Source organism: Pseudomonas fluorescens (genome assembly GCF_001708445.1).
Taxonomy (GTDB): Bacteria; Pseudomonadota; Gammaproteobacteria; order Pseudomonadales; family Pseudomonadaceae; genus Aquipseudomonas; species Aquipseudomonas gorinensis.
This window is the reverse complement of record NZ_CP015637.1, coordinates 1,162,534-1,187,528: the sequence shown is the minus strand read 5'-3', so window position 1 is coordinate 1,187,528 and position 24,995 is coordinate 1,162,534. Positions and strand designations below refer to the sequence as shown.

The 24,995-nt window shown below is 61.7% G+C and carries 22 protein-coding genes; 11 read left to right on the top strand and 11 right to left on the bottom strand.

The features are described 5' to 3' along the window. Positions 1-486: 486 nt before the first annotated feature. Positions 487-897 carry an HPF/RaiA family ribosome-associated protein gene (locus tag A7317_RS05255; protein WP_024073600.1) on the top strand — a complete coding sequence of 137 codons (411 nt, stop codon included), beginning with the start codon at positions 487-489 and terminating at the stop codon, positions 895-897. A gap of 52 nt (positions 898-949) precedes the next feature. Here the strand turns inward: A7317_RS05255 and A7317_RS05250 are convergent, their stop codons facing one another. Further along, a complete protein-coding gene (locus A7317_RS05250; RefSeq protein ID WP_069075326.1) occupies positions 950-2,461 on the bottom strand; it encodes an MFS transporter in 1,512 nt (503 codons plus the stop codon). A gap of 105 nt (positions 2,462-2,566) precedes the next feature. Here A7317_RS05250 and A7317_RS05245 point away from each other — a divergent pair, with 105 nt between their 5' ends. After that, positions 2,567-3,478 carry a LysR family transcriptional regulator gene (locus A7317_RS05245; protein WP_024073602.1) on the top strand — a complete coding sequence of 304 codons (912 nt, stop codon included), beginning with the start codon at positions 2,567-2,569 and terminating at the stop codon, positions 3,476-3,478. Positions 3,479-3,717: 239 nt separating this feature from the next. Here the strand turns inward: A7317_RS05245 and fecA are convergent, their stop codons facing one another. From fecA to A7317_RS05230, 3 genes are all read right to left on the bottom strand, one after another. Next, positions 3,718-6,057, bottom strand: a complete 2,340-nt coding sequence (gene fecA, locus A7317_RS05240) for a TonB-dependent Fe(3+) dicitrate receptor FecA (RefSeq protein WP_069075325.1) — start codon at positions 6,055-6,057, stop codon at positions 3,718-3,720. A 90-nt stretch (positions 6,058-6,147) separates the two neighbouring features. Then, entirely contained in the window at positions 6,148-7,089 is a 942-nt protein-coding gene (locus A7317_RS05235) for a FecR domain-containing protein (protein WP_069075324.1), read from the bottom strand. Further along, a complete protein-coding gene (locus A7317_RS05230; protein WP_024073605.1) occupies positions 7,086-7,574 on the bottom strand; it encodes a sigma-70 family RNA polymerase sigma factor in 489 nt (162 codons plus the stop codon). Before A7317_RS05230 ends, A7317_RS05235 begins: the two co-directional genes overlap by 4 nt. A gap of 170 nt (positions 7,575-7,744) precedes the next feature. Between A7317_RS05230 and A7317_RS05225 the strand changes: the two genes are divergently transcribed. From A7317_RS05225 to A7317_RS05205, 5 genes are read left to right on the top strand one after another with little or no spacing between them, the layout of a single operon-like run. Further along, positions 7,745-8,047 (top strand): DUF3649 domain-containing protein, encoded by a 303-nt coding sequence (locus tag A7317_RS05225; protein WP_069075323.1) that lies wholly within the window; start codon positions 7,745-7,747, stop codon positions 8,045-8,047. After that, entirely contained in the window at positions 8,044-9,618 is a 1,575-nt protein-coding gene (locus tag A7317_RS05220) for a PepSY-associated TM helix domain-containing protein (protein WP_024073607.1), read from the top strand. Before A7317_RS05225 ends, A7317_RS05220 begins: the two co-directional genes overlap by 4 nt. Further along, positions 9,619-9,945, top strand: coding sequence for a DUF3325 domain-containing protein (locus tag A7317_RS05215; RefSeq protein WP_024073608.1), 327 nt, complete (start codon positions 9,619-9,621; stop codon positions 9,943-9,945). 7 nt (positions 9,946-9,952) lie between these two features. Continuing rightward, positions 9,953-10,531, top strand: coding sequence for an RNA polymerase sigma factor (locus tag A7317_RS05210; protein WP_024073609.1), 579 nt, complete (start codon positions 9,953-9,955; stop codon positions 10,529-10,531). Beyond that, the gene (locus A7317_RS05205) at positions 10,528-11,505 is read left to right on the top strand and encodes a FecR family protein (RefSeq protein WP_024073610.1); all 978 of its coding nucleotides are present in this window, start codon (positions 10,528-10,530) and stop codon (positions 11,503-11,505) included. Before A7317_RS05210 ends, A7317_RS05205 begins: the two co-directional genes overlap by 4 nt. Here A7317_RS05205 and A7317_RS05200 read toward each other — a convergent pair whose 3' ends face one another. Both A7317_RS05200 and yejK read right to left on the bottom strand, forming a co-directional pair. Continuing rightward, positions 11,506-11,856, bottom strand: a complete 351-nt coding sequence (locus tag A7317_RS05200) for a glutaredoxin family protein (protein WP_024073611.1) — start codon at positions 11,854-11,856, stop codon at positions 11,506-11,508. After that, positions 11,856-12,860: a nucleoid-associated protein YejK gene (yejK, locus tag A7317_RS05195; protein WP_024073612.1), complete on the bottom strand. Its 1,005-nt coding sequence runs from the start codon at positions 12,858-12,860 to the stop codon at positions 11,856-11,858. Before yejK ends, A7317_RS05200 begins: the two co-directional genes overlap by 1 nt. Before the next feature lie 398 nt (positions 12,861-13,258). Here yejK and A7317_RS05190 point away from each other — a divergent pair, with 398 nt between their 5' ends. Continuing rightward, positions 13,259-13,540 (top strand): HU family DNA-binding protein, encoded by a 282-nt coding sequence (locus A7317_RS05190; RefSeq protein WP_024073613.1) that lies wholly within the window; start codon positions 13,259-13,261, stop codon positions 13,538-13,540. A gap of 178 nt (positions 13,541-13,718) precedes the next feature. Here the strand turns inward: A7317_RS05190 and rlmF are convergent, their stop codons facing one another. The 5 genes from rlmF to A7317_RS05165 form a co-directional block, all read right to left on the bottom strand. Then, on the bottom strand, positions 13,719-14,735 hold the full coding sequence (rlmF, locus tag A7317_RS05185) for a 23S rRNA (adenine(1618)-N(6))-methyltransferase RlmF (RefSeq protein ID WP_024073614.1): 1,017 nt from the start codon (positions 14,733-14,735) through the stop codon (positions 13,719-13,721). Between the two features lie 397 nt (positions 14,736-15,132). Next, a complete protein-coding gene (locus A7317_RS05180; RefSeq protein WP_024073615.1) occupies positions 15,133-17,979 on the bottom strand; it encodes a valine--tRNA ligase in 2,847 nt (948 codons plus the stop codon). A gap of 213 nt (positions 17,980-18,192) precedes the next feature. After that, positions 18,193-18,588: a hypothetical protein gene (locus A7317_RS05175; RefSeq protein WP_024073616.1), complete on the bottom strand. Its 396-nt coding sequence runs from the start codon at positions 18,586-18,588 to the stop codon at positions 18,193-18,195. 7 nt (positions 18,589-18,595) lie between these two features. Next, complete coding sequence (locus A7317_RS05170) at positions 18,596-19,024, bottom strand: DNA polymerase III subunit chi (protein ID WP_024073617.1); 429 nt, start codon at positions 19,022-19,024, stop codon at positions 18,596-18,598. Positions 19,025-19,076: 52 nt separating this feature from the next. Continuing rightward, complete coding sequence (locus A7317_RS05165) at positions 19,077-20,567, bottom strand: leucyl aminopeptidase (protein ID WP_069075322.1); 1,491 nt, start codon at positions 20,565-20,567, stop codon at positions 19,077-19,079. A 284-nt stretch (positions 20,568-20,851) separates the two neighbouring features. Here A7317_RS05165 and lptF point away from each other — a divergent pair, with 284 nt between their 5' ends. From lptF to lepA, 3 genes are all read left to right on the top strand, one after another. Then, positions 20,852-21,970, top strand: a complete 1,119-nt coding sequence (gene lptF / locus A7317_RS05160; RefSeq protein ID WP_024073619.1) for an LPS export ABC transporter permease LptF — start codon at positions 20,852-20,854, stop codon at positions 21,968-21,970. Beyond that, positions 21,963-23,042, top strand: coding sequence for an LPS export ABC transporter permease LptG (gene lptG, locus A7317_RS05155; protein ID WP_069075321.1), 1,080 nt, complete (start codon positions 21,963-21,965; stop codon positions 23,040-23,042). The genes lptF and lptG overlap by 8 nt, the downstream gene beginning before the upstream one ends. A 151-nt stretch (positions 23,043-23,193) precedes the next feature. Further along, positions 23,194-24,993, top strand: coding sequence for a translation elongation factor 4 (gene lepA / locus A7317_RS05150; protein WP_017526267.1), 1,800 nt, complete (start codon positions 23,194-23,196; stop codon positions 24,991-24,993). Positions 24,994-24,995: the final 2 nt, after the last annotated feature.

Genomic DNA, 24,995 nt, shown 5'->3' with positions numbered 1-24,995 from the left:
CGGCTTCCCAGGCGTTGAAATCAGAATGTGGGAGGGAGCTTGCTCCGGATGACGGTGGATCAGCCAATGAATACTCGGCTGAACCACCGTCAGCGCAAACAAGCCCCTCCCGCCGTTGTGCTGTGGTGTGCTGGCGTGCTGTGCGTCGTTTCAGGGCAATACCGAGAAAATGATCGCAGACAGCGCAATCAGCCCGATCACCACGACGAACACGTTCGATACTGGGGGGGATTTTTCGCGGATTGCACCCATGGGGAGAGGGGCAATTATAACGATCGCGGGGAAGTAAGAAGATGTAACTAACTCCCCACCCTACCAGCGTTTTTGCTCGTAGTCAGGGTTAATTTGTAATGTAGGATTTATCTTTGCAAAGGGCTTGAAATGTTCTTCTGAGTGCTCAATTGTGTAATCAAGAGGTCATGGTTTCACCACCCCGGTGTTGCAGTTTGTGATCTCTCGCGAGCTAGCTGAAATAAGGGAAGAACTATGCAAATCCAAGTCAATAGCGATAACCATATTGAAAGCAGCATCCGACTGGAGGAGTGGGTACGTAATACCATTGAAAGCACGCTCGAACGTTATGAAGAGGACCTGACCCGCGTTGAGGTCTACCTGCGGGATGAGAACGGCGACAAGCCCGGTCCCCACGATTTAAGTTGCCGCCTGGAAGCACGGCCAAAGGGCCATCAACCGCTTTCGGTACTGCATAAGGCCGATACCCTGGAGCAGGCGATCGACGGTGCAGCGACCAAACTGGATCATGCGTTGGAACATTTGTTCGGCAAACTGCAAGGCAAGCCCCGCGCTGCCGCTAAAAACCAGCCAATCAACAAAGTGAATGAAGACGCGCTGGAACAGGAATTCCTGGAAAACGAAAACGCTGTCATCAACGGCTGACCGTTTTTTCATCCTCCTACAAACGGGCCTGCATCTGCAGGCCCGTTTTCGTTTAGCCGCCGCGTCGGAAAAAATACCGGCTCAGCATCGCCAACCCACCAGCCCCCAACCCGGCAAACAACATCGCCCAACCGGCGCCGTGGCGCAGGGCCGCCTGGGCATCGTTGAATGCCAGCCCCGTCGACTGCAACTTTCCTGCGGCGATGTGTTGGCTGATAGCCGGCCAATCCATTGCCGTGGTTGCAGGCAACACCTCGGCCAGTCGATGGCTGATCCCCAGCAACAGCACCAGCCCCATCAGCGCGATGTTGAGGGCCAGGGTGATCAGCCGTGCACTGAGGTCGATGCCCGAGGCCATGCCCGCCCGGTCGGCCGACACCGAACCGGTGGTGGTGTTGGTGGTGGGCGAGTTGGTCAGCGCCAGGCCCACGCCGGCGATCACGCAACTGAGCAGCACCAGCCCGATACGTGGGTGCTCGGCCGCGTTGACCGCGGCCATGGCCAGGAAGCCTGCGGCCATCAGGCCCAGGCCCAGCGGAATAATGCGTTCGGCGCCATAACGCAGGGCCAGGCGCTCGGCCAACGGCGGTACCAGCAAGGTCGGCAGGGTGTAGGCGAGCAGCGCGGCGCCGGTGGTCAAGGTGTCGTAACCCAGGCCCGCCTGGAAGTACAACGGCAAGTAGATCATGAACGGCCAGAAGCTGAAGTTCATGCCGATCGAGCCCATTAACGCGCCGTTGAAACGCTGGATGCGGAACACCGAGAAGTCGAACATCGGGTGCGCACTGCGAAGCTCGACCGTGATGAACAGCAGCAAACCGAGCCCCGACAAAGCCGCCCAGCCGAGCATGGCGGGTGTGCCGAAGCCGTGCTCGCTGCCTTGGGTGATGAAGTACACCAGGGCAAACACCGACAAGGTCAAGGTGAGCATGCCGGCGATGTCCAGGCGATGGGCGGCCGGGTCGCGGGACTCCTGCACGCTGATGCGCAGCAGCACCAAGGTGAACAGGGTGAGCGGCACATGCACGAGGAACACCCAACGCCAATCCGCCACAGCCAGGATCAATGCGCCGATCATCGGCCCGAAGCCCAGGCCCACGCCGGCAATCACCCCCCATATCGCAAAGGCCCGTGCCCGCGCTGCGGGTTCGCGGAACAGGTGCGAGAGGATGGCGAACTGGCAAATCATCATCGCACCGGCGCCGATGCCCTGGACAAACCGCGCGGTGATCAGCAGCGACGCATCCTCGGCCAGCCCACAGGCCAACGACGCCAGGCCAAACAACCACAGGCACAGCACCAGCATGCGTCGGCGCCCAAAGCGGTCAGCCAGGGTGCCGGCGGCCATCAGCACACTGGTGCAGGCCAGGGTGTAGGCGTTCATGATCCATTGGGCATCCTGGAAGCCGGTGCCCAGTTGTTGTTCCAGGGTGGGCAGGATGACCGGCACGCTGGAAATTTCCAGGCCGAACATCAGCGCGACCAGGCATACGGCGGTGAGTGCCAGGCCATTCCTGGCGGTGCGCGGTGGGCTGACGGCCGCTAACGTGGCGGTGGGTGGCATGGGATTCTCCTGTGAATGACGTGTCACGTTATTTTCAGGGGAATGTGATTCTTTATTCGTGATAAGTTTTCTTTCTATAAGGGACTCAAGGGCGACAATTGCACCATGGCCACCCCGCGTTTTGATGGCGTTGAACTGTTTCTCCAGATTGTCGAAAGCGGCAATCTCACCGAGGCCGCCGAACGGCTCAACCTCACGCGCTCGGCCGTCGGCAAAGGCCTGGCGCGCCTCGAGGCCCGCCTGGGAACCTGTCTGTTGCAACGCTCTACCCGCCGCCAGCGCCTGACCGAGGATGGCCAGGCTTACTACGAACATTGCCTGCGCGCGCTGGCCGAACTGGAGGCCGCCGAATCGGTACTGGAAAGCGGCCGGCAACAGCCGCGCGGCCGCTTGAGGGCGAGCCTGCCACTGGCGTTCGGGCACCACTACGCGGCGCCGGCACTCTGGGGCCTGATGGACCGATTTGCCGAGTTGGACATCGAGATTTCTTTCTCCGACCGGCTGATCGACGTGGCCCAGGAAGGCTTCGACCTGGCTGTGCGCATCGGCGCGCTGCCCGACACCGATCGCCTCAGCGCCCGCCGCCTGGGTGAGCAGGCCATCGGCCTTGCCGCCTCGCCGGCGTATTTGCAGCGCGTGGGGGCAATAGAGCGCATCGAGGACCTGGCCGGGCATCGCGGTATCGCCTACCGCTGCAGTGCCCCGCGCCGGGAGTGGGAGTTGAATGACGCCGAGGGTCGCTCGCACCGTGTGCGCGTCGCTTCACCCTTGATGATGGATGACCTCCAGGCCGTGGCCGATGCCGCTATCGCCGGTGTTGGCCTGGCCTGGTTGCCGAGTTGGTTGATTGCGCACTATGTCCTGCGCGGGCAACTGGAGGCGGTCCTGCCGAGCTACCGCGACCAGCCCGCGCCGATCCATGTGATTTGGCCGACCGCCACGCATATGCCGGCGAAAACACGCTGCGCCATCGACGCCCTGGTCGCAGGCACGCCCAGTTGCCTGGCGGGCAGTTAGAGCCGGCCCATCAGGCGCGCGCATTACCAGGGTGGCGAGCGGGTTTACTGTGGCGAGCGGGCTTGTTGTGGCGAGCGGGCTTGCCCCGCGTTGGGCTGCGAAGCAGCCCCAAAACACAGCCCCGAAGCTACCTGGCACACTGCAGCGTTCTTATTGGGGCTGCTGCGCAACCCAACGCGGGGCAAGCCCGCTCGCCACAACAAAGCCCGCTTGCCACAGGCTGTTTGTCGCTCGAGCAGTCAGAACGCGATAGACGTCTGTAGGTACACCGTGCGCGGCTCACCGATGTATTTGCCCTTGTTGTTATCGTCGAACGAGCGCGTGTAGTACTGCTTGTTGAAGATGTTCTTCACGCCCACCGCCACATTCAAATCCGACAGCTGCGGGCCGAAATCATAGGCCGCGCGGCTGCTGAACAGCATGTAGCCGGGGATGCGCCCATTGGCACCGTCGGCGGTTTCGGCCTCGGTGTTGGCGTTGTCGGCGAACTGGCTGCTCTGGTAGCTGCTGTCCACGTTGAGTTTCCACGGGCCTTCGGTGTAACCCACGCCCAGGGTGCCTTTGTGCTTGGACGAGAAGGGCACGCGGTTGCCTTTGTTCGGCCCGTCTTCACGGATGGTTGCATCGACGTAGGCGTAGCTGGCGTACACATCGAAGCCGGCCAGCGCCGGGCTCAAGCCGTCGAGGGCATAGTTGATGCTGGTCTCGATACCCTGGTGACGGGTTTGGCCACGGGCGATCACGGAATCGTTGGTCTGGTTGCTTTCGTACTGGTTGTCGAAGTTGATCAGGAACGCGCCGATTTCCGCGCGCAGGCTGCCATTGTCATAACGTGTGCCGAGTTCCCAGGTGCGGGCTTTTTCCGGTTTCACTTCGCCGCTGGTCACGCGGTTAGGCATCTGGCTGTACTGCACACTGCCGAACGAGCCCTCGGTGTTGGCGTAGAGGTTCCAGTCGTCCGTCAGGTGATACAGCACATTGAGCGCCGGCAGGGCGGTGTTGTAGTCGCCTTTGTATTTGACGTTGGTCAGGTTGTTGCTTTGCTGGGACTTGATCATCTCGTAGCGAATGCCCGGGGTGATGGTCCACCGGCCGATATCAATCCGATCATCGACGAAGAATGCATTGGCTTCGGTACCGCCGCGTGTGTCGCGGTCGTTGCGGCTGTCAGTGGTGGGGATTTGCTGGTTGTTGGCGGAAATCGGCGTGCGGTAGCGCAACTCATGCCCGGCTTCGTTGATGTAGCGATAGCCCACGCCCACTTCATGGCTGGTGGGGCCCAGGTCAAAGCCTTGGGCGAGGCGGGTTTCCAGGCCGCGTACCCAATATTCGCGCGGCGACAGCGAAAGGAACGTGCCCTGGTCCAGGTAGCCGCTGCGCAGGGTCTTGGTGAAGAAGCTGTTGACGGTGAACTCGCGGCGGTCCTGCTCGTAGCGATAGCCGACGTTGAACATCGTACGGCGGCCCCAGAATTTGTCGTAGGGGCGGGTCGACTGATACGGGTCGGCCTTGTAGTCCGCCACGTTCAAGCCCCCAGGCATGTCGGCCTGGCCTTCGTAGTACTGCGCCATGGCATTGAAGCTGTTGGCGTCGTCGAGCTGGTATTTGCCCTTGAGGATCAGGTCGTCGATGCGTGTGTTGCTGTTTTCGCGCCAGTCGCCGCCACGGGTACCGGAGTACAGCAGCGCGCCGCCCAGGCCGTTGTCGGCGGTGCCGCCGGCCAGCAGGTTGGCGGTGCTCTTGAAGCCATCGTGGCTGGAGGAGGGGCTGGTTTCGGTCTGCAAGCCGCCTTTGACGGTGGGCGCATCCGGGATCGCACGGGTCACGAAGTTGACCACGCCGCCGACGTTCTGCGGGCCGTAGCGTACCGCACCGCCGCCGCGTACGACGTCCACGGCGTCCATGTTGCCCAGGCTGATCGGCGCGAACGACAGTTGCGGCTGGCCATACGGCGCGAACGGCACGGGGATGCCGTCCATCAATACCGTAGAGCGCGACGCCAGGCGTGGGTTGAGGCCGCGGATGCCGAAGTTCATCGCCATGTCGTGGCTACCGGTGCCGTTATTGTCCGGAGCATTGACGCCGGGGATGCGGTTGAGCACGTCCCTGGCCTGGGTCGCGCCCTGGCGTTCGAATGCCTCACGGCGGATCACGTCACGTGCGCCAGGGTGTTCGAACACATTGGCTTGCGCCGCGTCGCCGAGCCAGTCGCCGACGACGGTGGACGTGCCGAGCTCCAACGTGGTCGGTGCATTGGCCGGTTGCAGGCTGTAGGCATTGTCGCCTTCGGCGCGGGCTTGCAGGCCGGTGCCTTCCAGCAGTGTTTGCAGCCCGTCGGCGGCACTGTAGTTGCCGGACAGCCCACGGCTCTGCAGGCCGGCTGTGACGTCTGAACCGAAGGAAATCAACACGCCGGCTTCGCGACCAAATTGATTGAGCGCTGCCTCCAGCGAGGCGGGCGCGATCTGATAGGTCTTGGTGTCGTCCGCCATTGCCGATGGCAGGGCGGTAAAACTGAGGCTGGCGCCTAGCAGCAGTTGGCGCAAGGTGCGGGTGAGAAGGGGCGGTTGCTGGGGCATGAAGAGCGGTCCTGAGAAGGAAGGATCAAGGGGGCTTTCCTTCTCTGTCACGCGAGGTGCGGAAAACGGCTCATGGTTGCGCGCAATAATTCAAGCGCGTGCCTGAACGGTCACCCAGTAGCGGGTAAAGCGCCGCACCTTGACCGGCAGGCTGACCTCCAGCAGATCGAGAATGCGTTCACTGTCGTCCAACGGATAGCTGCCGGACAGCAGCATGTTGGCGACTTGCGGATCGCAATTGACCTGGCCTCGGCGGTAACGGCCCACTTCGGCGAGGAAATCTTCCAGGCGCATATGCGCGGCCACCAGCATGCCGTCGGCCCAGGCACCACTGTTGGCGTCGGTGGGGCGTGGCGTATCCCAGCCCTTGCGGGTGAAATTCACCTGGCGCGCGGCCTCGACCGTCAGCGGCAGGCCACTGTAGCGGTTGGGCATCACCTCGACCCGGCCCGCGAACACCGCCACGTGGGTATGGTCGTTGTACTGGCGCACATTCAGGCGAGCAGCCTGGCTGCTGAGCAGGCCCTGGCCGGTGAGCACCTGCAACGGTGTGTTGCCGGCGACACCGTTCAGCAGGATCTCGCCTTCGAGCAGACGGATCAGCCGTTGCTGGCCATCGAAATGCACATCCACCGCGCTGCCGGTATTGAGCTGCAACTGGCTGCCGTCGGCCAATTGCACCTTGCGGCGTTGGCCGACGGGGCTACGGTAGTCGGCGCTCAGGGGTGGCAGGATATGTTGCTGGCGCAGGCTCCAGGCCGCAGCCGAGCCGGCACCCAGGATCAACAGCAGCTTCAGCGCCTGGCGTCGGCTGCTGGATTTCGGTGCGTTCAACGCCGCATGGGCCAGGGGCGAGGGCATGTCGCGCAGGCGCTGGTTGACGCGCTGGATGTGGTCCCATGCCCGTTGGTGTTCGCTGTGGGCATTCAACCATTGCTGCCAGGCCGCCTGCTGGCGCGGGCTGAGCGCGCCTTGCTGCATCTCCATCAACCAGTGCACGGCTTGCTCGGCGATGTGGGTCGAGAAATTCATAGGGCGAAATAGCAGCGCATGGCGGCTTTATTCAGGTGGCGTTTGACGGTGGCGATGGAGATGCCCAGTTCGGCGCCGATTTGCGCGTAGGTCAGGCCATCGAGCTGGGCCAGCAGGAATGCGCGTTTGACGCGGTTGGGCAGGCCGTCGAGCAGTTGGTCCAGTTCCAACAGGGTTTGCAGGATGATGGCGCGTTCTTCTTCCGACGGCGCGACCAGTTCCGGCATCTGTGCCAGCGTCTCGAGGTAGGCGCGCTCCAGGTCCTGGCGGCGGTAGAAGTTGAACAGCACGCGCTTGGCGATGGTGGTGAGGAAGGCGCGCGGTTCGACCAGCGTCGGGGTTTCCCGCGCGCTCAGCACGCGCACAAAGGTGTCCTGTGCCAGGTCGGCCGCGCTTTGCGGGCAGCCGAGCTTGCGTCGCAACCAGCCGGTGAGCCAGTGATGATGCTCGTGATACAGGACTTCGACGGTGTGGGACGGGCTCAACGTGAACACTCCGCAAGCATCGACATGCTTTAGAGAACAAGAATTGTTCGCATTGTAGGGCCCCGGAAGGGGTTCGGCAATCCGCTCGCACCGGTGTTTCATCCGTTGTGTTTTGCTTATGAGAATATTTATCATTAATATTGCGCGCTGACGAACCTGGCGCCTCCCGCATGAAAAGCAAAACCTCACTGCCCGTCTCCTATCGCCTCGCCGTGACCTCGCGGGTGCTGGCCGCCGTGGTTGGCGGTTATCTGATGGCTTCCCTGGCCAGTATCTGCCTGGCGCTGTGGCTGCCGACGTCCCGTGCCGATGCGGTGATCGTGGGGATGATGAGTTCGTTTGTGTTCTATCTGCTGGCGGTGCTGTGGTGCTTTGCCTGCCGCACGGCCGGGCGTGCCTGGCTGGGCGTGATGGCGCCCTGCGTCCTGTTTGCCATCCTGGCGGGCGTGGGTTGGTGGGTGGCACGCCCATGAAAGAGGGATTTCGCCAGGCCATGGCCTGGTTGCACACCTGGGTCGGGTTGATCTTTGGCTGGCTGCTGTTCGCGATTTTCCTGACCGGCACCTTGTCCTATTTCAAAGACGAGATCACCCATTGGATGCAGCCTGAAGTGCAGGTGCATGGGGTGGATGACGCCCGCAGCCTCGCGGTGGCGCAAGCCTATCTGGAGCGACAGGCGCCTACCGCTGCGCGCTGGTTTATTACCCTGCCCGACAGCCGCGATCCCGGCTTGTCGGTGATGTGGCAGGACAAGGTCGACCCCGGCAAGCGTGGCAACTTTATCCAGAAAGTCCTCGACCCGGTCAGCGGTCAACCGGTGCAGGTCCGTGAAAGCATGGGCGGCGAATTCTTCTATCGCTTCCACTTCCAGTTGCAAATGCCTCACCCGTGGGGCCGCTGGCTGTCGACCTTTGCCGCGATGGTGATGTTTGTCGCCTTGATCACCGGCATCATCACCCACAAGAAAATCTTCAAGGACTTCTTCACCTTCCGCCCCCGCAAAGGCCAGCGTTCCTGGCTCGATGGGCATAACGCGGTGGGCGTGCTGGTGTTGCCCTTTCACCTGATGATCACCTACAGCAGCCTGGTGATTTTCATGAGCATGGTGATGCCGGCGCCGATCGTGGCCTCTTATGGCGACGACACCCGGGCGTTCTTCAGCGAAGTGTTCCCGGCCACCGACAATGCGCCGGCCCTTGGCCAGCCAGGTAAGTTGCTGCCCCTGGGGCCGATGTACGCCCAGGCGCGGCAGCAATGGGCGGGTGGTCATGTCGGACGTGTGGCGGTGAATAATCCCGGCGACGTGAATGCGTCGGTGAATGTGTTCCGCGCCGGTTCCGACAGCGTGGTGCATGACTTCGGCAGCATCGTGTCGTTCAACGGCACCACGGGAGAGCAGGTGCGTGTCAGTGGCGAGCCGTCGTTGCCCGCTGTTATCGGCGGCAGTTTCTACGGCTTGCACATGGGCCATTTCGCCGGCCCGGTGCTGCGCTGGTTGTACTTTATCTGCGGCCTGGCGGGCACGGCCATGATTGGCTCCGGCCTGGTGATCTGGCTGGGCAAACGCCAGCTCAAGCACGTCAAAAGCGGCGTGATGCCGTTCGAGCTGAAACTGGTGGAGGTGCTGAACATCGCCAGCATGTCCGGGCTGATGATCGCCATCGCCGCGTTCTTCTGGGCTAACCGTTTGCTGCCGGTGAGCGTCGCCGAGCGTTCCACCTGGGAAGTGCAGGTCTTCTTTATTGCCTGGGGCCTGAGCCTGTTGCACGCCATGTTGCGTCGAGGTCGCCAGGGCTGGGTCGAGCAATTGAGTGTCGGTGCGCTGTTGTTTGTCGCCGTACCCTTGCTCAACGCAATCACCACCTCCGAACACCTGGGGGTGTCCCTGGCCAGGGGCGATTGGGCCATGGCTGGCTTCGACCTGACGTGCCTGGGCAGCGGTGTGTTCCTGGCTTGGGCGGCCTGGAAGATGCAACGCCGTGCCGCGCTTCCATCCAAGGCCGAGGGTGTGCCTTCGCTCAAACTCAAGCCGGAGGCGCACTGAATGCTCGTTGCTCTGCTGATGTGTTACGCCGGGTTCACCGCGTTGTGCCTGTCCACCGATCGTCACCATGGCGAGTTGCTGCACAGCAAACCCTCCCCGCGTCGGCGCTTGGGGTTACGCGCCGCCGGCTGGTTGCTGCTGACGGTGTCGATTTGGCCTGCGGTGGTGATCGCGGGGTGGGGCCAGGGCCTGGTGCAGTGGTGCGCGGTATTGATGCTCAGCGCATTACTGCTGGTGTTGCTGTTGCCGTATCGGCCAAGGCTGGCCATGAACCTGGCGGGCATCGGCCTGCTGGCCTGCCCCGTTGCAGCCGTCGCCACGCTCTGAGCCCGCCATGATGATCAGCCCGCCACCCGAACCCCAGGACAGCCCGCACACCGATGCGGCGGGTGGGCGCGCACATTTTCTACAGGTGTTCCTGTCCCAGCGTTCGCAGATGGAAGCCCTGGTCAGCCGTCGCGTGGGCTGTCGCGCGACGGCGGCCGACCTGGTGCAGGACCTGTTCCTGCGCTTCTGGCGCCGGCCCCTGGTACAGGTTGAAGAGCTCAGTACCTACTTGCTGCGCTGCGCCGGCAATATCGCCATCGACCACTTGCGCAGCGAAGGCGCCCGCGTGCGCAGCAACGAAGGCTGGCTGCCGGAGCAGCAGGATAACCAGGGTTCAGAACCCCAGGCGGCATTGGAGGCGGGCAACGACCTGCGCCATGTCGAGGCCGCCTTGCGCAGTTTGCCGGAACGCACCCGGCATATTTTCCTGCTTAACCGCATCCATGGCCGCAAGTACGCGGACATCGCCAAGGCCATGGGGCTGTCCCAAAGCGCGGTGGAAAAACATATGATGCGTGCCCTCGAAGCCTGCAAAGCCAGCCTTCGTGAGCCATCGCCTCCACGCACGCCAGGGAAAGCACCGTGAACGTCACCCCCACGCCCGACCAGGAACACGCCGCACTGGCCTGGCTGAGCCTGCTGCACGACCAGCCCAGCAGCGGCGACCAGGCTACCTTCAGCCGCTGGCTGCGGGCTGACCCGGCGCATGTGGAGGCCTATGCCCAGGCCCAGGTGGTGTGGGAATTGAGCGAAGTGCCGGCGCGCCTGTTGGCCGACGAAGAGGCCCTGGCCTTGCAGGGCTATCTCAATGCCATGAGCGCCAGCAGGCGTTCGCGAGTGGTGCGCTGGTCCGGTGCGCTGGCCACGGCCGCGTGCCTGCTGGTGATGGTGTCGATGGCCGCGGGTTGGCAGCCGTCGCGCTGGATCGATGACTTTGGCGCCGATTATGTGAGCGCGCCGGGGGAAGTGAAGACCGTCACCCTGGCCGACCAGTCCCAAGTCACCCTGGATGCCGACAGCGCCATCGCCGTGGATTTCAGCCAGGGCGAGCGGCATATCCAGCTGCGGCGCGGCGCGGGCTTTTTCAGCGTGACGCACACGGGTGAGCCATTCGTGGTGGCGGCGGGCAGTGGTGAGGCGCGGGTGCTGGGCACGCAATTCGAAGTGCGCCTGCAAGCGGCAGGGGCTCAGGTCACGGTGTTGTCGGGACGGGTGGGTGTGACACCTTCCAGGCAGGCTCAGCAGCAAATTCTTACGGCTGGGCAGCAAGTGGCCTACGCCGAAGGCGTCGCTGAGCCCCTGCACGCGGTCGACAGCGAATCGCGCCTGGCCTGGCGCGACGGCTGGCTCAACTACTACAAGGCGCCCCTGGCGGATGTGCTCAAGGACCTGGGCCGTTACTACCCTGGCCGCATCGTGCTGCTCAACGACGAGATGGGGGCCAAGCGGGTCAGCGGCAGCTTCCCGAGCAAAGACCCGCAGGCAGTACTGAACGCGTTGCAGGCGGTATTGGGCTTCGAACAGCACAGCCTGCTGGGGCGAATGATCGTGGTGCGCTGATTACTTCAGCGCGGCCATGATCTTCTCGGGGCTGTACTCGCGGATCAGCGTGCCGTTCACCGCCACGAACGGAATCCCGCCGCCGCCCAACGCTTCATAGGCCTGGCGTGCCTGGGCGTCCTTTTCGATATCGAGCGCCTGGTACGGAATGCCTTTCTGGTCGAGGAAGCGGCGGATCTGCTTGCAGTAGCCACACCATTGGGTGGCATACAGCACAACGTGGGCCGAAGCCCGCGTCTGCTCCGAGACCACCTGGGACGGGTTGAACAGCCGTTCGACCTTGCCCCAGTTCTGGATCACGACCACCACCAGCAACACCAGCAGGACTTTTTTAAAGACCCCGCCGAGCATCAGTTACGGCGCTTGAGCTGGTCGGTCAGTTGGGTCGGCAAGCCCTTGATGATCAAGGTGCCGGCGGCTTCGTCATACTCGATCTTGTCGCCCAGCAAGTGCGCTTCAAAACTGATGGACAGGCCCTCGGCGCGGCCGGTGAAGCGGCGGAACTGGTTGAGCGTGCGCTTGTCGGCGGGAATTTCCGGCGACAGGCCGTAATCCTTGTTGCGGATATGGTCGTAGAACGCCTTGGGCCGATCCTCATCGATCAAGCTCGACAGTTCTTCCAGGCCCATGGGTTCGCCGAGCTTGGCCTGGCTGCTGGCGTAATCCACCAGGGTCTTGGTTTTTTCGCGGGCAGATTCGTCCGGCAGGTCTTCGCTTTCGACGAAGTCGCTGAAGGCCTTGAGCAGGGTGCGGGTTTCGCCCGGCCCGTCGACGCCTTCCTGGCAGCCGATAAAGTCGCGGAAGTACTCCGAGACCTTCTTGCCGTTCTTGCCTTTGATAAACGAGATGTACTGCTTGGATTGCTTGTTGTTCTGCCACTCGGAGACGTTGATGCGCGCCGCCAGGTGCAGCTGGCCCAGGTCCAGGTGGCGCGATGGGGTCACGTCCAGCTCATCGGTCACCGCCACGCCTTCGCTGTGGTGCAGCAGGGCGATGGCCAGGTAGTCGGTCATGCCTTGCTGGTAGTGGGCAAACAGCACATGACCACCGGTGGAGAGGTTGGATTCTTCCATCAGCTTCTGCAGATGCTCGACGGCGGTGCGGCTGAACGCAGTGAAATCCTGGCCACCTTCGAAATAGTCCTTCAACCAGCCACTGAACGGGTGCGCGCCGGACTCGGCATGGAAGTAACCCCAGGCCTTGCCTTGTTTGGCGTTGTAGCTCTCGTTGAGGTCGGCAAGCATGTTCTCGATAGCGGCCGACTCGGCAAGCTCGGAGTCGCGGGCGTGGAGAACTGCGGGTGTGCCGTCGGGTTTTTTGTCGATCAGGTGGACGATGCAATGACGGATCGGCATAGGCTTCTCGGCTGGTTGAGCGGGGAGCGGTTGGCCTCCCCGAAAAGTTGCCCAGTGTACCGCACCCATTGGCCAAGACACGCGTCGAAGGGGTTTTGGATGCTCTCCGACGGGGTATATGCCTTTTTTTCACGGTTTAGAGCGATAAAGCTGACCAAATGGCTAGGTAGAAGCGGATATTTCCCCGTCTCTGTGCTAGTTTTGCCCCGTCTTACGCCATGACTCGGCGTTAAGCGTGCATTCAGCATCTGTCAGGTCGAACCAATCCCCGTTTCAAGCATCTATAACCCCGATCTCCGTGGTTATAGCCGGGGGTGCCAGGCCATGACGGTCGGGCTCGACGGCTGACACTGCACTCTGCAATATCCATATGAATTTGATAGGGAAGGAACACCACAATGGCTTTGACTAAAGACCAACTGATCGCTGATATCGCTGAAGCTATCGACGCGCCAAAAACCACCGCGCGCGCAGCTCTGGACCAACTGGGCCAGATCGTTGCTGATCAGCTGGAAAACGGCGGCGAAATCACTCTGCCAGGTATCGGCAAGCTGAAAGTGACCGAGCGTCCTGCCCGTACTGGCCGTAACCCTTCGACTGGCGCTGCCATCGAAATCGCTGCCAAGAAAGTTATCAAGCTGGTTGTGGCCAAAAGCCTGACCGACGCTGTTAACAAGTAAGACGCAGCAAAAAAAAACCGTGCTCCGGAGCGATCCGGGCACGGTTTTTTGTTGCCTGCGATTTTTTACCTGTAGGAGCGAGCTTGCTCGCGAAGGCCGTTAACGATAACGCGGCCATCCCGGATGAATGCGGTGTCTTGGCGTTTTTCGCGAGCAAGCTCGCTCCTACAGGTTGGCGTCAGCGCACCCAGCGCTGGCGCCAGATCTGCTGTTCGTTCTTGGTCTGGAAGGTCCAGGCGACAAACCGGCTGGTCTTCTGGCCTTGGGACATTTCCACTACGCGGCTTTCCAGCACGCCGGCTTTTTTCAGTGCCGTTTCGATCGCGGGCAAGTTCGATGCTTTTGATACCAGGGTGCTGAACCACAATACCTTGTGGGCAAAATTCGCGCTTTCGGCGATCAGTTGCGTCACAAAGCGCGCTTCGCCGCCTTCGCACCACAGCTCGGCCGATTGGCCGCCGAAGTTCAACACCGGCAATTTGCGTTTTGGATCGGCCTTGCCCAAGGCGCGCCATTTGCGTTCACTGCCCTTGGTGGCCTCGTCCATGGACGCGTGGAACGGCGGGTTGCACATGGTCAGGTCAAAGCGCTCGCCCGGCTCCAGCAGGCCCAGCAGGATGTGCTTGGGGTTGGTCTGCTGACGCAGTTGGATCACCTTGTTCAGCCCGTTGGACTGCACGATGGCCTTGGCGGCTGCGACGGCTGTCGGATCAATCTCCGAACCGAGGAAGTGCCAGCGGTAGTCGCTGTAGCCAATCAGTGGGTAGACGCAGTTGGCGCCCATGCCAATGTCCAGCACCTTGACCGGCGCACCACGTGGGATCACACCTTCGTTGACGCTGGCCAACAGGTCGGCGAGGAAATGCACATAGTCCGCACGCCCCGGTACGGGGGGGCACAAGTAATCCGCCGGGATATCCCAGTGCTGGATACCATAGAAGGCTTTGAGCAGCGCCCGGTTGAACACCCGCACGGCGTCGGGGCTGGCGAAATCGATGCTTTCCTTGCCGTAGGGGTTGATGATCACGAATTGCGCCAGTTCCGGCGTGGTCTTGATCAGCGCCGGGAAGTCGTAACGACCCTGGTGGCGGTTGCGCGGGTGCAGGGTGGCCTCTTTACGCGGCACCACGGGCTTGGCCGTGGCGGCGGTTTTAGGCTTCTTGCGCGGAGGTTTGGGCGTGCTGGGGGCGGTCATGATGATTCTGGTGTTGGCTCAAAGTGGTGGGCATTGTCACACATTCTTGCGGTGCCCTCGGTCAAATGTGGGAGGGGGCTTGCCCCAAAACCTGTCAGCTAAGGAGGAACACTGTCACTGTGGTGAGCGGGCTTGCCCCGCGTTGGGCTGCGCAGCAGCCCCAAAACCTGGCGATTTAATATGCCTGGATAAACGCGGCGGCCTTATTGGGGCCGCTTCGCAGCCCAATGCGGGGCAAGCCCGCTCGCCACAGGTTGCTGTTTGCTCGCTCTATCTCTTAACTGACTGGCATTAGGGTAAGCCCCCTCTAGCATTGCCTGTATTGTCAGCCAGGGGTTGGGTCGTTCCAGGCAAAAAAAAAGAGACCCGAAGGTCTCTTTTTTACACGGCTCACACCTTACAGGCTGGAAATCCGCGCATGTTGCTCCGCCAATTTGCCCAGGGCCTGTTCAGCCTCGGCCAGCTTGGCGCGCTCTTTCTCGATCACTTCAGCCGGGGCCTTGTCGACGAACGCCGCGTTGGACAGCTTGCCGCCCACCCGCTGCACTTCGCCTTGCAGGCGTGCGATTTCCTTGTCGAGACGGGCCAGTTCCGCGCCCTTGTCGATCAGGCCGGCCATCGGCACCAGCACTTCCATGTCGCCGACCAGCGCGGTGGCGGACAACGGCGCTTCTGCACCTTCAGCCAATACGGTGATCGACTCCAGCTTCGCCAGCTTCTTGAGCAGCGCATCGTTTTCGCTGAGGCGACGCTGGTCTTCGGCACTGGCGTTCTTCACGAACACCGCCAGTGGCTTGCCCGGCCCGATGTTCATCTCGGCGCGGATGTTGCGCGTGCCGAGCATCAAGGTCTTGAGCCATTCGATATCGCTTTCGGCAGCCTCATCGATGCGCGCTTCATTGGCCACTGGCCAAGGTTGCAGCATGATGGTCTTGCCTTGGATACCGGCCAGCGGCGCGAGTCGCTGCCAGATTTCTTCGGTGATGAACGGCATGAACGGATGCGCCAGGCGCAGCGCCACTTCCAGCACGCGTACCAGGGTGCGGCGGGTACCGCGCTGGCGTTCGATCGGTGCATTCTCGTCCCACAGTACCGGCTTGGACAGTTCCAGGTACCAGTCGCAATACTGGTTCCAGATGAACTCGTACAAGGCCTGGGCAGCCAGGTCGAAACGGAACTGGTCGAGCTGGCGGGTCACTTCGGCTTCGGTGCGTTGCAACTGCGAGATGATCCAGCGGTCGGCCAGGCTCAGTTCGACGGCTTCGCCGTTCTGACCGCAGTCTTCGCCTTTATCCAGCACGTAGCGCGCGGCGTTCCAGATCTTGTTACAGAAGTTGCGATAGCCTTCGACGCGGCCCATGTCGAACTTGATGTCGCGGCCGGTGGACGCCAGTGAGCAGAAAGTGAAGCGCAGGGCGTCGGTGCCGTAGCTGGCAATGCCGTCGGCGAATTCGTCGCGGGTCTGTTTCTCGATCTTCTTCGCCAGTTTTGGCTGCATGAGGCCCGAGGTGCGTTTCTGTACCAGGGTTTCCAGGTCGATGCCGTCGATGATGTCCAGCGGGTCGAGGACGTTGCCCTTGGACTTGGACATCTTCTGGCCCTGGCCATCGCGCACCAGGCCGTGGACGTACACGGTCTTGAACGGTACCTGCGGGGTGCCGTCTTCGTTCTTGACCAGGTGCATGGTCAGCATGATCATCCGGGCAACCCAGAAGAAAATGATGTCGAAACCGGTGACCAGCACGTCGGTGGAGTGGAATTTCTTCAGGAATTCGGTCTGTTGCGGCCAGCCCAGGGTGGAGAACGTCCACAGGCCGGAGCTGAACCAGGTGTCCAGTACGTCGTTGTCCTGTTGCAGCGCAACGTCCGCGCCCAGGTTGTGCTTGGCGCGTACTTCGGCTTCGTCGCGGCCGACATAGACCTTGCCTGACTCGTCGTACCAGGCCGGAATGCGGTGGCCCCACCACAGTTGGCGGCTGATGCACCAATCCTGGATGTCACGCATCCAAGAGAAGTACATGTTTTCGTATTGCTTGGGCACGAACTGGATACGGCCGTCTTCCACGGCGGCAATCGCCGGCTCGGCCAGCGGTTTGGTGGACACGTACCACTGGTCGGTCAGCCACGGCTCGATCACGGTGCCGGAGCGGTCGCCCTTCGGCACTTTCAGGGCGTGGTCGTCAACGCTGACCAGCAGGCCGGCGGCGTCGAACGCGGCGACGATCTGCTTGCGCGCTTCAAAACGGTCGAGGCCGGCGTATTCAGCCGGGATCTTGCCGTCGATGCTGTCGTTCAGCGTGCCGTCCAGGTTGAACACCTGGCAGGCTGGCAATACGGCGGCGTTCTTGTCGAAGATGTTCAGCAGCGGCAGGTTGTGGCGCTTGCCGACTTCGTAGTCGTTGAAATCGTGGGCCGGGGTGATTTTCACGCAGCCGGTGCCGAACTCCGGGTCGCAGTAATCGTCGGCGATAATCGGGATGCGGCGGCCGACCAATGGCAGTTCGACGAATTTGCCGATCAGCGCCTGGTAGCGCTCGTCGTTCGGGTTCACCGCGACGGCGGCGTCGCCGAGCATGGTTTCCGGACGGGTGGTGGCGACGATCAGGTAGTCGTTGCCTTCAGCGGTCTTGGCACCGTCGGCCAGCGGGTACTTGAGGTTCCACAGGAAGCCTTTCTCGTCGTGGTTTTCCACTTCGAGGTCGGAGATCGCCGTGTGCAACTTGGTGTCCCAGTTGACCAGGCGCTTGCCACGGTAGATCAGGCCGTCTTCATGCAGGCGCACGAAGGCTTCTTTCACGGCTTCCGACAGCCCGTCGTCCATGGTGAAGCGCTCGCGGCTCCAGTCGACGGACGAACCCAGGCGACGGATCTGGCGGCTGATATTGCCACCGGACTGGTCTTTCCACTCCCAGATTTTTTCCAGGAACTTCTCGCGGCCCAGGTCGTGACGGCTCTGGCCGGTGGCTTCGAGTTGGCGTTCCACCAACATCTGGGTGGCGATACCGGCGTGGTCGGTACCCGGCTGCCACAGAGTGTTGCGGCCCTGCATGCGGCGGAAACGGATCAACGCATCCATGATCGCATTGTTGAAGCCATGGCCCATGTGCAGGCTGCCAGTGACGTTCGGTGGCGGAATCATGATGGTGTAGGACTCGCCCGCGCCTTGCGGAGCGAAATAATTCTCGGACTCCCAGGTCTGGTACCAGGAAGTTTCAATAGCGTGCGGCTGGTAGGTCTTATCCATGCGCGGCGGGACCCTAGTTGGCATTAATTCAGGAAAGCCGGCAAGTATAACGAGGGATAAGGCGCAGGGCGAGGCGAAGACAGGCTTAAGGCGCATGCGATCAAGTGTGGGAGGGGGCTTGCTCCCGATGGGGGCGTGTCAGTCGCTGCATGTATTGATTGACCCAGCGCTATCGGGAAGCAAGCCCCCTCCCACAGGGGGGATGCGTAGGGCTCAGGACTGGTATTGGCTGAGCAACCGCTCCATCCGCGCATCCAGCCGGCGCTTGATCTCGGTTTCGATGTGCGGGGCGAAGTCGTCGATCACGTCCTGCATGATCAGTTGCGCGGCGGCGCGCAGTTCGTTGTCCAGGTGCAACAGCAGGGCATCAGGCGCCTTTTCGGTCGCTGGCGCAGCGGGCGCGGTCTCGACCACGGGGGCCACGGCGACAGGCTCCGCAGCGGCAGGATTGCCCCCGACCATGTCGAACAGCAGCGGAATCTGGGGCTCGCCGCTGACGGTCTCGGTTAACAGCGGCGGTTGGAGGTTGTCATCACCCAGCAACTGACGGATCGACTCCAGGTCGTCCAGCAGGTGGTCATCTTTTTTTAGAGGGTTGGGAGTGTCCATCATGTGCTCAAAGTCGTTGTAGCCGGTGATCTTGCAGAGGATAGCCCTGTTCGCGATAGAAACGGAAACTCTCACGCGCGGCCTGACGAATAGCCGGGTCTTCCACCACCACTTCCGCCACGCGGGCGAATGCCTTGGCAAAAACCGGTACTTTCAGGTCGAGGTTGACCAGCAGGTCATGGTGGTCGCCGCAGCTATCCCCCAAACCCAGGACGACCTGGCCTTCGGGTTCTGATTCGGCGGGGCCATGGGGCACGAAGCTCTCGCCCTTGAAGCGCCACAGGCGGGCGTCCAGTTCGTCGCGTTGGCCGGCATCGCTGCAATGCAGGTAGATGCGGTGGCCCATGCGCCAGGCTTTTTCGGTGAGCTTGCAGGCAAAGTCCAGGCGCGCGAGCGGATCGGCGCTGGGCAATATATAGAAGTCAACTTGGGTCATTGCGGTTCCTGGAGCCCGAGGCGGCTATTGCGCCGCCCCGAGGTCACGGTTTTCAGGCCTTGGCGCGATCCAGCAGGTATTGGGTCAGCAGCGGCACCGGACGGCCGGTGGCGCCCTTGTCCTTGCCGCCGCTGGTCCAGGCGGTGCCGGCGATGTCCAGGTGCGCCCAGTTGAAGTTCTTGGCGAAGCGCGACAGGAAGCAGGCCGCGGTGATGGTGCCGGCTTTCGGCCCGCCGATGTTGGCGATGTCGGCGAACGGGCTGTCCAGTTGTTCCTGGTATTCATCGAACAGCGGCAATTGCCAGGCGCGGTCGTCGGCAGCCTTGCCAGCACTGAGCAGTTGCTCGATCAACTCTTCGTTGTTACCCAGCAGGCCCGAAGTGTGGGAACCCAGGGCAACGACGCAGGCGCCGGTCAGGGTGGCGATGTCGATCACGGCCTGTGGCTTGAAGCGCTCGGCGTAGGTCAGGGCATCGCACAGCACCAGGCGGCCTTCGGCGTCGGTGTTGAGGATTTCCACGGTCTGGCCGCTGAGGGTGGTGACGATATCGCCCGGACGGCTGGCACCGCCGCTCGGCATGTTCTCGGCGCAGGCCAGGATGCACACCAGGTTGATCGGCAGCTTGAGTTCCAGTACGGCGCGCAGGGTGCCGAACACGCTGGCGGCGCCGCCCATGTCGTACTTCATCTCGTCCATGCCCAGGCCCGGCTTGAGGCTGATACCGCCGGTGTCGAAGGTGATGCCTTTACCTACCAGGGCGTAAGGCTTCTCGGACTTCTTGCCGCCGTTGTATTGCATCATGATCAGGCGGGGTGGCTGGTCGCTGCCCTGGCCCACGGCATAGAACGAGCCCATGCCCAGTTCCTTGATCTTCTTCTCATCCAGGACTTCGACTTTCAGGCCCTTGAACTCTTTGCCCAATGCCTTGGCCTGTTCGCCCAGGTAAGTCGGGTGGCAGATGTTCGGCGGCAGGTTGCCCAGGTCGCGGGTGAACGACATGCCGTTGGCGATGGCCTGGGCATGGCTCACGGCGCGTTCGACTTCAGCCTGGGCGGCCTTGATTGTCAGCAGGGTGATTTTCTTCAGGGCACGGGGTTCGGCTTTCTGGCTCTTGAACTGCTCGAAGCTGTAGCTGCCGTCCACCAGGCTTTCGGCCAGCAGGCGGGTCTTGCCGTAGCTGTCGCGGCCCTTGACGATGATTTCATCGAGTGCCAGGGTCGCATCGCTGCCGCCCAGGCCCTTGAGGGTGTTGAGGATGCCGCTGATGATCTTGCGGAACGGGCGGTCGCCGAGCTCAGCGTCCTTGCCCACGCCGACCAGTAATACGCGGTCGGCCTTGAGGTTGGGCAGGCTTTGCAGCAGCAGGCTCTGGCCGACTTTGCCGGCCAGGTCGCCGCGCTTGAGCACGGCGCTGATGGCGCCCCCGCTCAGTTCGTCGAGTTGTTTGGCGGCGACGCCGAGCTTGCGGCCTTCGCCGATGGCGACCACGAGGGTGGCGGTTTTCAACGTTTCGGGGCTAACGCTTTTTACAACCAATTCCATTTTTCGGGTCCCTTATAAAGGTCGGTGAGCCTGGCGTGTATACCCAGGCTTTAAAGCTTGGCGGCCAGTAGACCGCCAGCGACAAAGGCCGCAGTTTGAACCTCGCCGGCGGAGCCTGACAACCCTTGCAGCGCGCTTTGTGCATGCGTATGAGCAAGCTCCGTGACAGGCGTGGTCAATCACAGGATAATGCGCCATCTTTTTAGCCGGCCTGCATCAAACGGGCCGACTCAGTAAGCTTGCTTGTTTGGCCGCCTTAGCCTGACAACCCTGGAGTGTCTGGTTTGATCGTCTTCCGTTATCTGTCCCGCGAAGTCCTGTTGACCCTGAGTGCCGTGAGTGCGGTGCTGCTGGTCATCATCATGAGTGGTCGTTTCGTCAAATACCTGGCCCAGGCTGCCTCCGGCGCCCTCGACCCAGGCTCGCTGTTCCTGATCATGGGCTTTCGCCTGCCGGGCTTTTTGCAGCTGATCCTGCCCCTGGGCCTGTTTCTCGGCATCCTGCTGGCCTATGGCCGTCTGTACCTCGAAAGCGAAATGACCGTGCTCTCGGCCACCGGCATGAGCCAGCAACGCCTGCTGGGCATGACCATGATCCCCGCTGCCGGTGTCGCCCTGATCGTGGCCTGGTTGAGCCTGAGCCTGGCTCCCCAGGGCGCCATGCAATTCCAGCTGGTGCTGAACAAGCAGGACGCCATGACCGAGTTCGACACCCTCGAACCGGGCCGTTTCCAGGCGCTCAATGACGGTTCCAGGGTGACCTACACCGAGACCCTGAGCGACAACCGCGCCAACCTCGGAGGCGTGTTCATTTCAGAGAAGCGCCTGGGGCAGGACAAGAAAGACCGTGGCATTTCCGTATTGGTCGCCGATTCGGGCCGCCAGGAAGTGCGTCCCGACGGCAGCCGCTACCTGATCCTGGAAAACGGCTATCGCTATGATGGCAGCCCGGGGCAGGCTGATTACCGTGCCATCAAGTACGACACCTATGGCGTGATGCTCGCCCGTCCGGATGTCAGCGACGAGGTCACCGATCGCGATGCCATTCCTACGCAGGAATTGCTCGGCAGCAAGGAGTTGCGCTCCATCGCCGAGCTGCAATGGCGCATTTCCCTGCCGCTGCTGGTGTTTATCGTGACCCTGATGGCCGTGCCGCTGTCTCGCGTCAACCCGCGCCAGGGCCGCTTCCTCAAGCTGTTGCCGGCGATCCTGCTGTACATGGCTTACCTGACCATCCTGATTTCCGCCCGTGGCTCCCTGGAGAAAGGCAAGCTGTCGCCGATCCTGGGCCTGTGGTGGGTACATGGGATGTTCCTGATGATCGGCCTGGGGTTGCTCTATTGGGAACCTATACGCCTGAAAATGAAGAGCCGTAGTGGCCAGAAGGAGTTGGCTCGTGGCTAAGCTCGATCGCTACATTGGTAGCAGCGTACTGATCGCCATCCTGGCGGTATTGGGCATTATTCTGGGCTTGGCGTCGTTGTTCGCCTTCATCGATGAAGTGGGCAACGTCAGCGACACCTACACCGTGTGGGACGTGCTGAGCTACGTGGCCCTTACCGCGCCCCGTCGCCTCTACGACATGATGCCCATGGCCGCGCTGATCGGTTGCCTGATTGGCCTGGGCAGCCTGGCCAGCAACAGCGAGCTGACCATCATGCGCGCCGCCGGGGTTTCCATCGGCCGTATCGTCTGGGCGGTGATGAAGCCCATGCTGCTGCTGATGCTCTGCAGCGTGCTGATCGGCGAATACGTGGCGCCACCGGCCGAAACCACCGCCCAGGCCAATCGCGCCCTGGCCCAGGGGTCGGGGGATGCGCAAAGCTCCAAGCACGGCCTGTGGCACCGCCAGGGGGATGAGTTCATCCACATCAACGCCGTGCAGCCAGGTGGGCTGCTGATCGGGGTGACGCGCTACACCTTCGACAAGGAACGCCACATCCTGTCGTCCAGCTTTGCCAAGCGCGCCCAGTTCGCCAATGAACAATGGCAACTGACCGACGTCACCACTACCTATTTCCGCAATGTCGGCCAGGGCACCAAGGCCACCACGGAAGTGATCAATGTGCCGTCCGAACAGTGGGACATCGCCCTGAAGCCGGAACTGCTCAATACCGTGGTGATGATCCCGGAAAGCCTGCCGATCTCCGGGCTGTGGGGCTATATCCACTACCTCAAGGACCAGGGCCTGAACAATGGCCGTTACTGGCTGGCATTTTGGGTCAAGGTGTTGCAGCCAGTGGTCACCGCTGCGCTGGTACTGATGGCGATTTCGTTCATCTTCGGTCCATTGCGCTCCGTAACCCTGGGCCAGCGGGTGTTTACGGGTGTGCTGGTGGGCTTCACCTTCCGCATCGCCCAGGATTTGCTCGGCCCTTCCAGCCTGGTGTTCGGTTTCTCGCCGCTGTTTGCGGTGCTGGTGCCGACCGCCATTTGCGCCCTGGCCGGGTTCTGGCTGTTGCGGCGCGCCGGTTGATGCTGCGCTTATGAACAAAAAATGCCCCGTTCGCAAGACCGGGGCATTTTTGTTCTGGTCAGCAAAGATGACGTTTGGTCTGAGCTTCAGGTACAATTCCCGGCTATTTTTCAGCGGGCAATCTGCCTGCAGCCTTTTTGAGTGTTGATCCGTGAGTGATTTGAGTCATATCCGCAATTTCTCCATCATCGCCCACATTGACCATGGTAAGTCGACGCTGGCCGATCGATTCATCCAGATGTGCGGCGGCCTTGCCGAGCGTGAAATGGAAGCCCAGGTTCTGGACTCCATGGACCTCGAACGCGAGCGCGGGATCACCATCAAGGCCCACAGCGTTACCCTGTACTACACCGCCCGAGACGGCATCAAGTACCAGCTGAACTTCATTGACACCCCAGGCCACGTTGACTTCACCTACGAAGTCAGCCGGTCCCTGGCGGCCTGCGAAGGCGCGTTGCTGGTGGTGGACGCGGGGCAGGGCGTGGAAGCCCAGTCCGTGGCCAACTGCTACACCGCCATCGAGCAGGGCCTGGAGGTCATGCCGGTGCTGAACAAGATCGACCTGCCCCAGGCCGATCCGGACCGCGTGAAGGAAGAAATCGAAAAAATCATCGGCATTGACGCCACTGACGCCGTCGAGTGCAGCGCCAAGACCGGCCTGGGCGTCGACGAAGTGCTCGAGCGCCTGGTCAAGACCATTCCCGCGCCGACCGGCAATATCGAAGATCCGCTGCAAGCGTTGATCATCGACTCCTGGTTCGACAACTACCTGGGGGTTGTCTCCCTGGTACGCGTGCGCCACGGCCGTGTGAAGAAGGGCGACAAGATCCTGGTCAAGTCCACCGGCAAGATCCACCTGGTGGACAGCGTCGGTGTATTCAACCCCAAGCACACCGCCACCGTTGATCTGAAAGCCGGCGAAGTGGGCTTCATCATCGCCGGTATCAAGGACATTCATGGTGCCCCAGTGGGTGACACCCTGACCTTGAGCTCCACCCCTGACGTCGACGTGCTGCCAGGCTTCAAGCGCATCCAGCCGCAGGTCTACGCGGGCCTGTTCCCGGTCAGCTCCGACGACTTCGAAGACTTCCGCGAAGCCCTGCAGAAACTGACCCTCAACGATTCGTCGTTGCAGTACACCCCGGAAAGCTCCGACGCCCTGGGTTTCGGCTTCCGTTGCGGCTTCCTCGGCATGCTGCACATGGAGATCATCCAGGAGCGCCTCGAGCGCGAATACGACCTGGACCTGATCACCACCGCGCCAACCGTTATTTTTGAGTTGCTGCTGAAAAACGGTGAAACGATTTACGTCGACAACCCGTCCAAGCTTCCAGACCTGTCTTCGATCGAAGACATGCGCGAACCGATCGTGCGCGCCAATATTCTTGTGCCGCAGGAACACCTGGGCAACGTCATTACCCTGTGTATTGAAAAGCGTGGCGTACAGCACGACATGCTGTTCCTCGGTACCCAGGTACAAGTGACCTACGATTTGCCGATGAACGAAGTGGTCCTGGACTTCTTCGACCGTCTCAAATCCACCAGTCGCGGCTATGCTTCGCTGGATTACCATTTCGATCGTTACCAATCGGCTAATCTGGTGAAACTGGATGTGCTGATCAACGGCGACAAGGTCGATGCCCTGGCACTGATCGTGCACAAGGACAACGCGCACTACAAAGGTCGGCAGTTGACCGAGAAGATGAAAGAACTGATTCCGCGCCAGATGTTCGACGTCGCGATCCAGGCCGCCATTGGCGGGCAGATCATTGCACGGACTTCCGTCAAGGCACTCAGAAAGAACGTACTGGCCAAATGCTACGGTGGCGACGTCAGCCGTAAGCGCAAGCTGCTTGAGAAGCAAAAGGCCGGTAAAAAACGCATGAAGCAAGTGGGCAACGTGGAAATTCCACAAGAAGCCTTCCTTGCGGTGCTCAGGTTGGATAGTTAGGT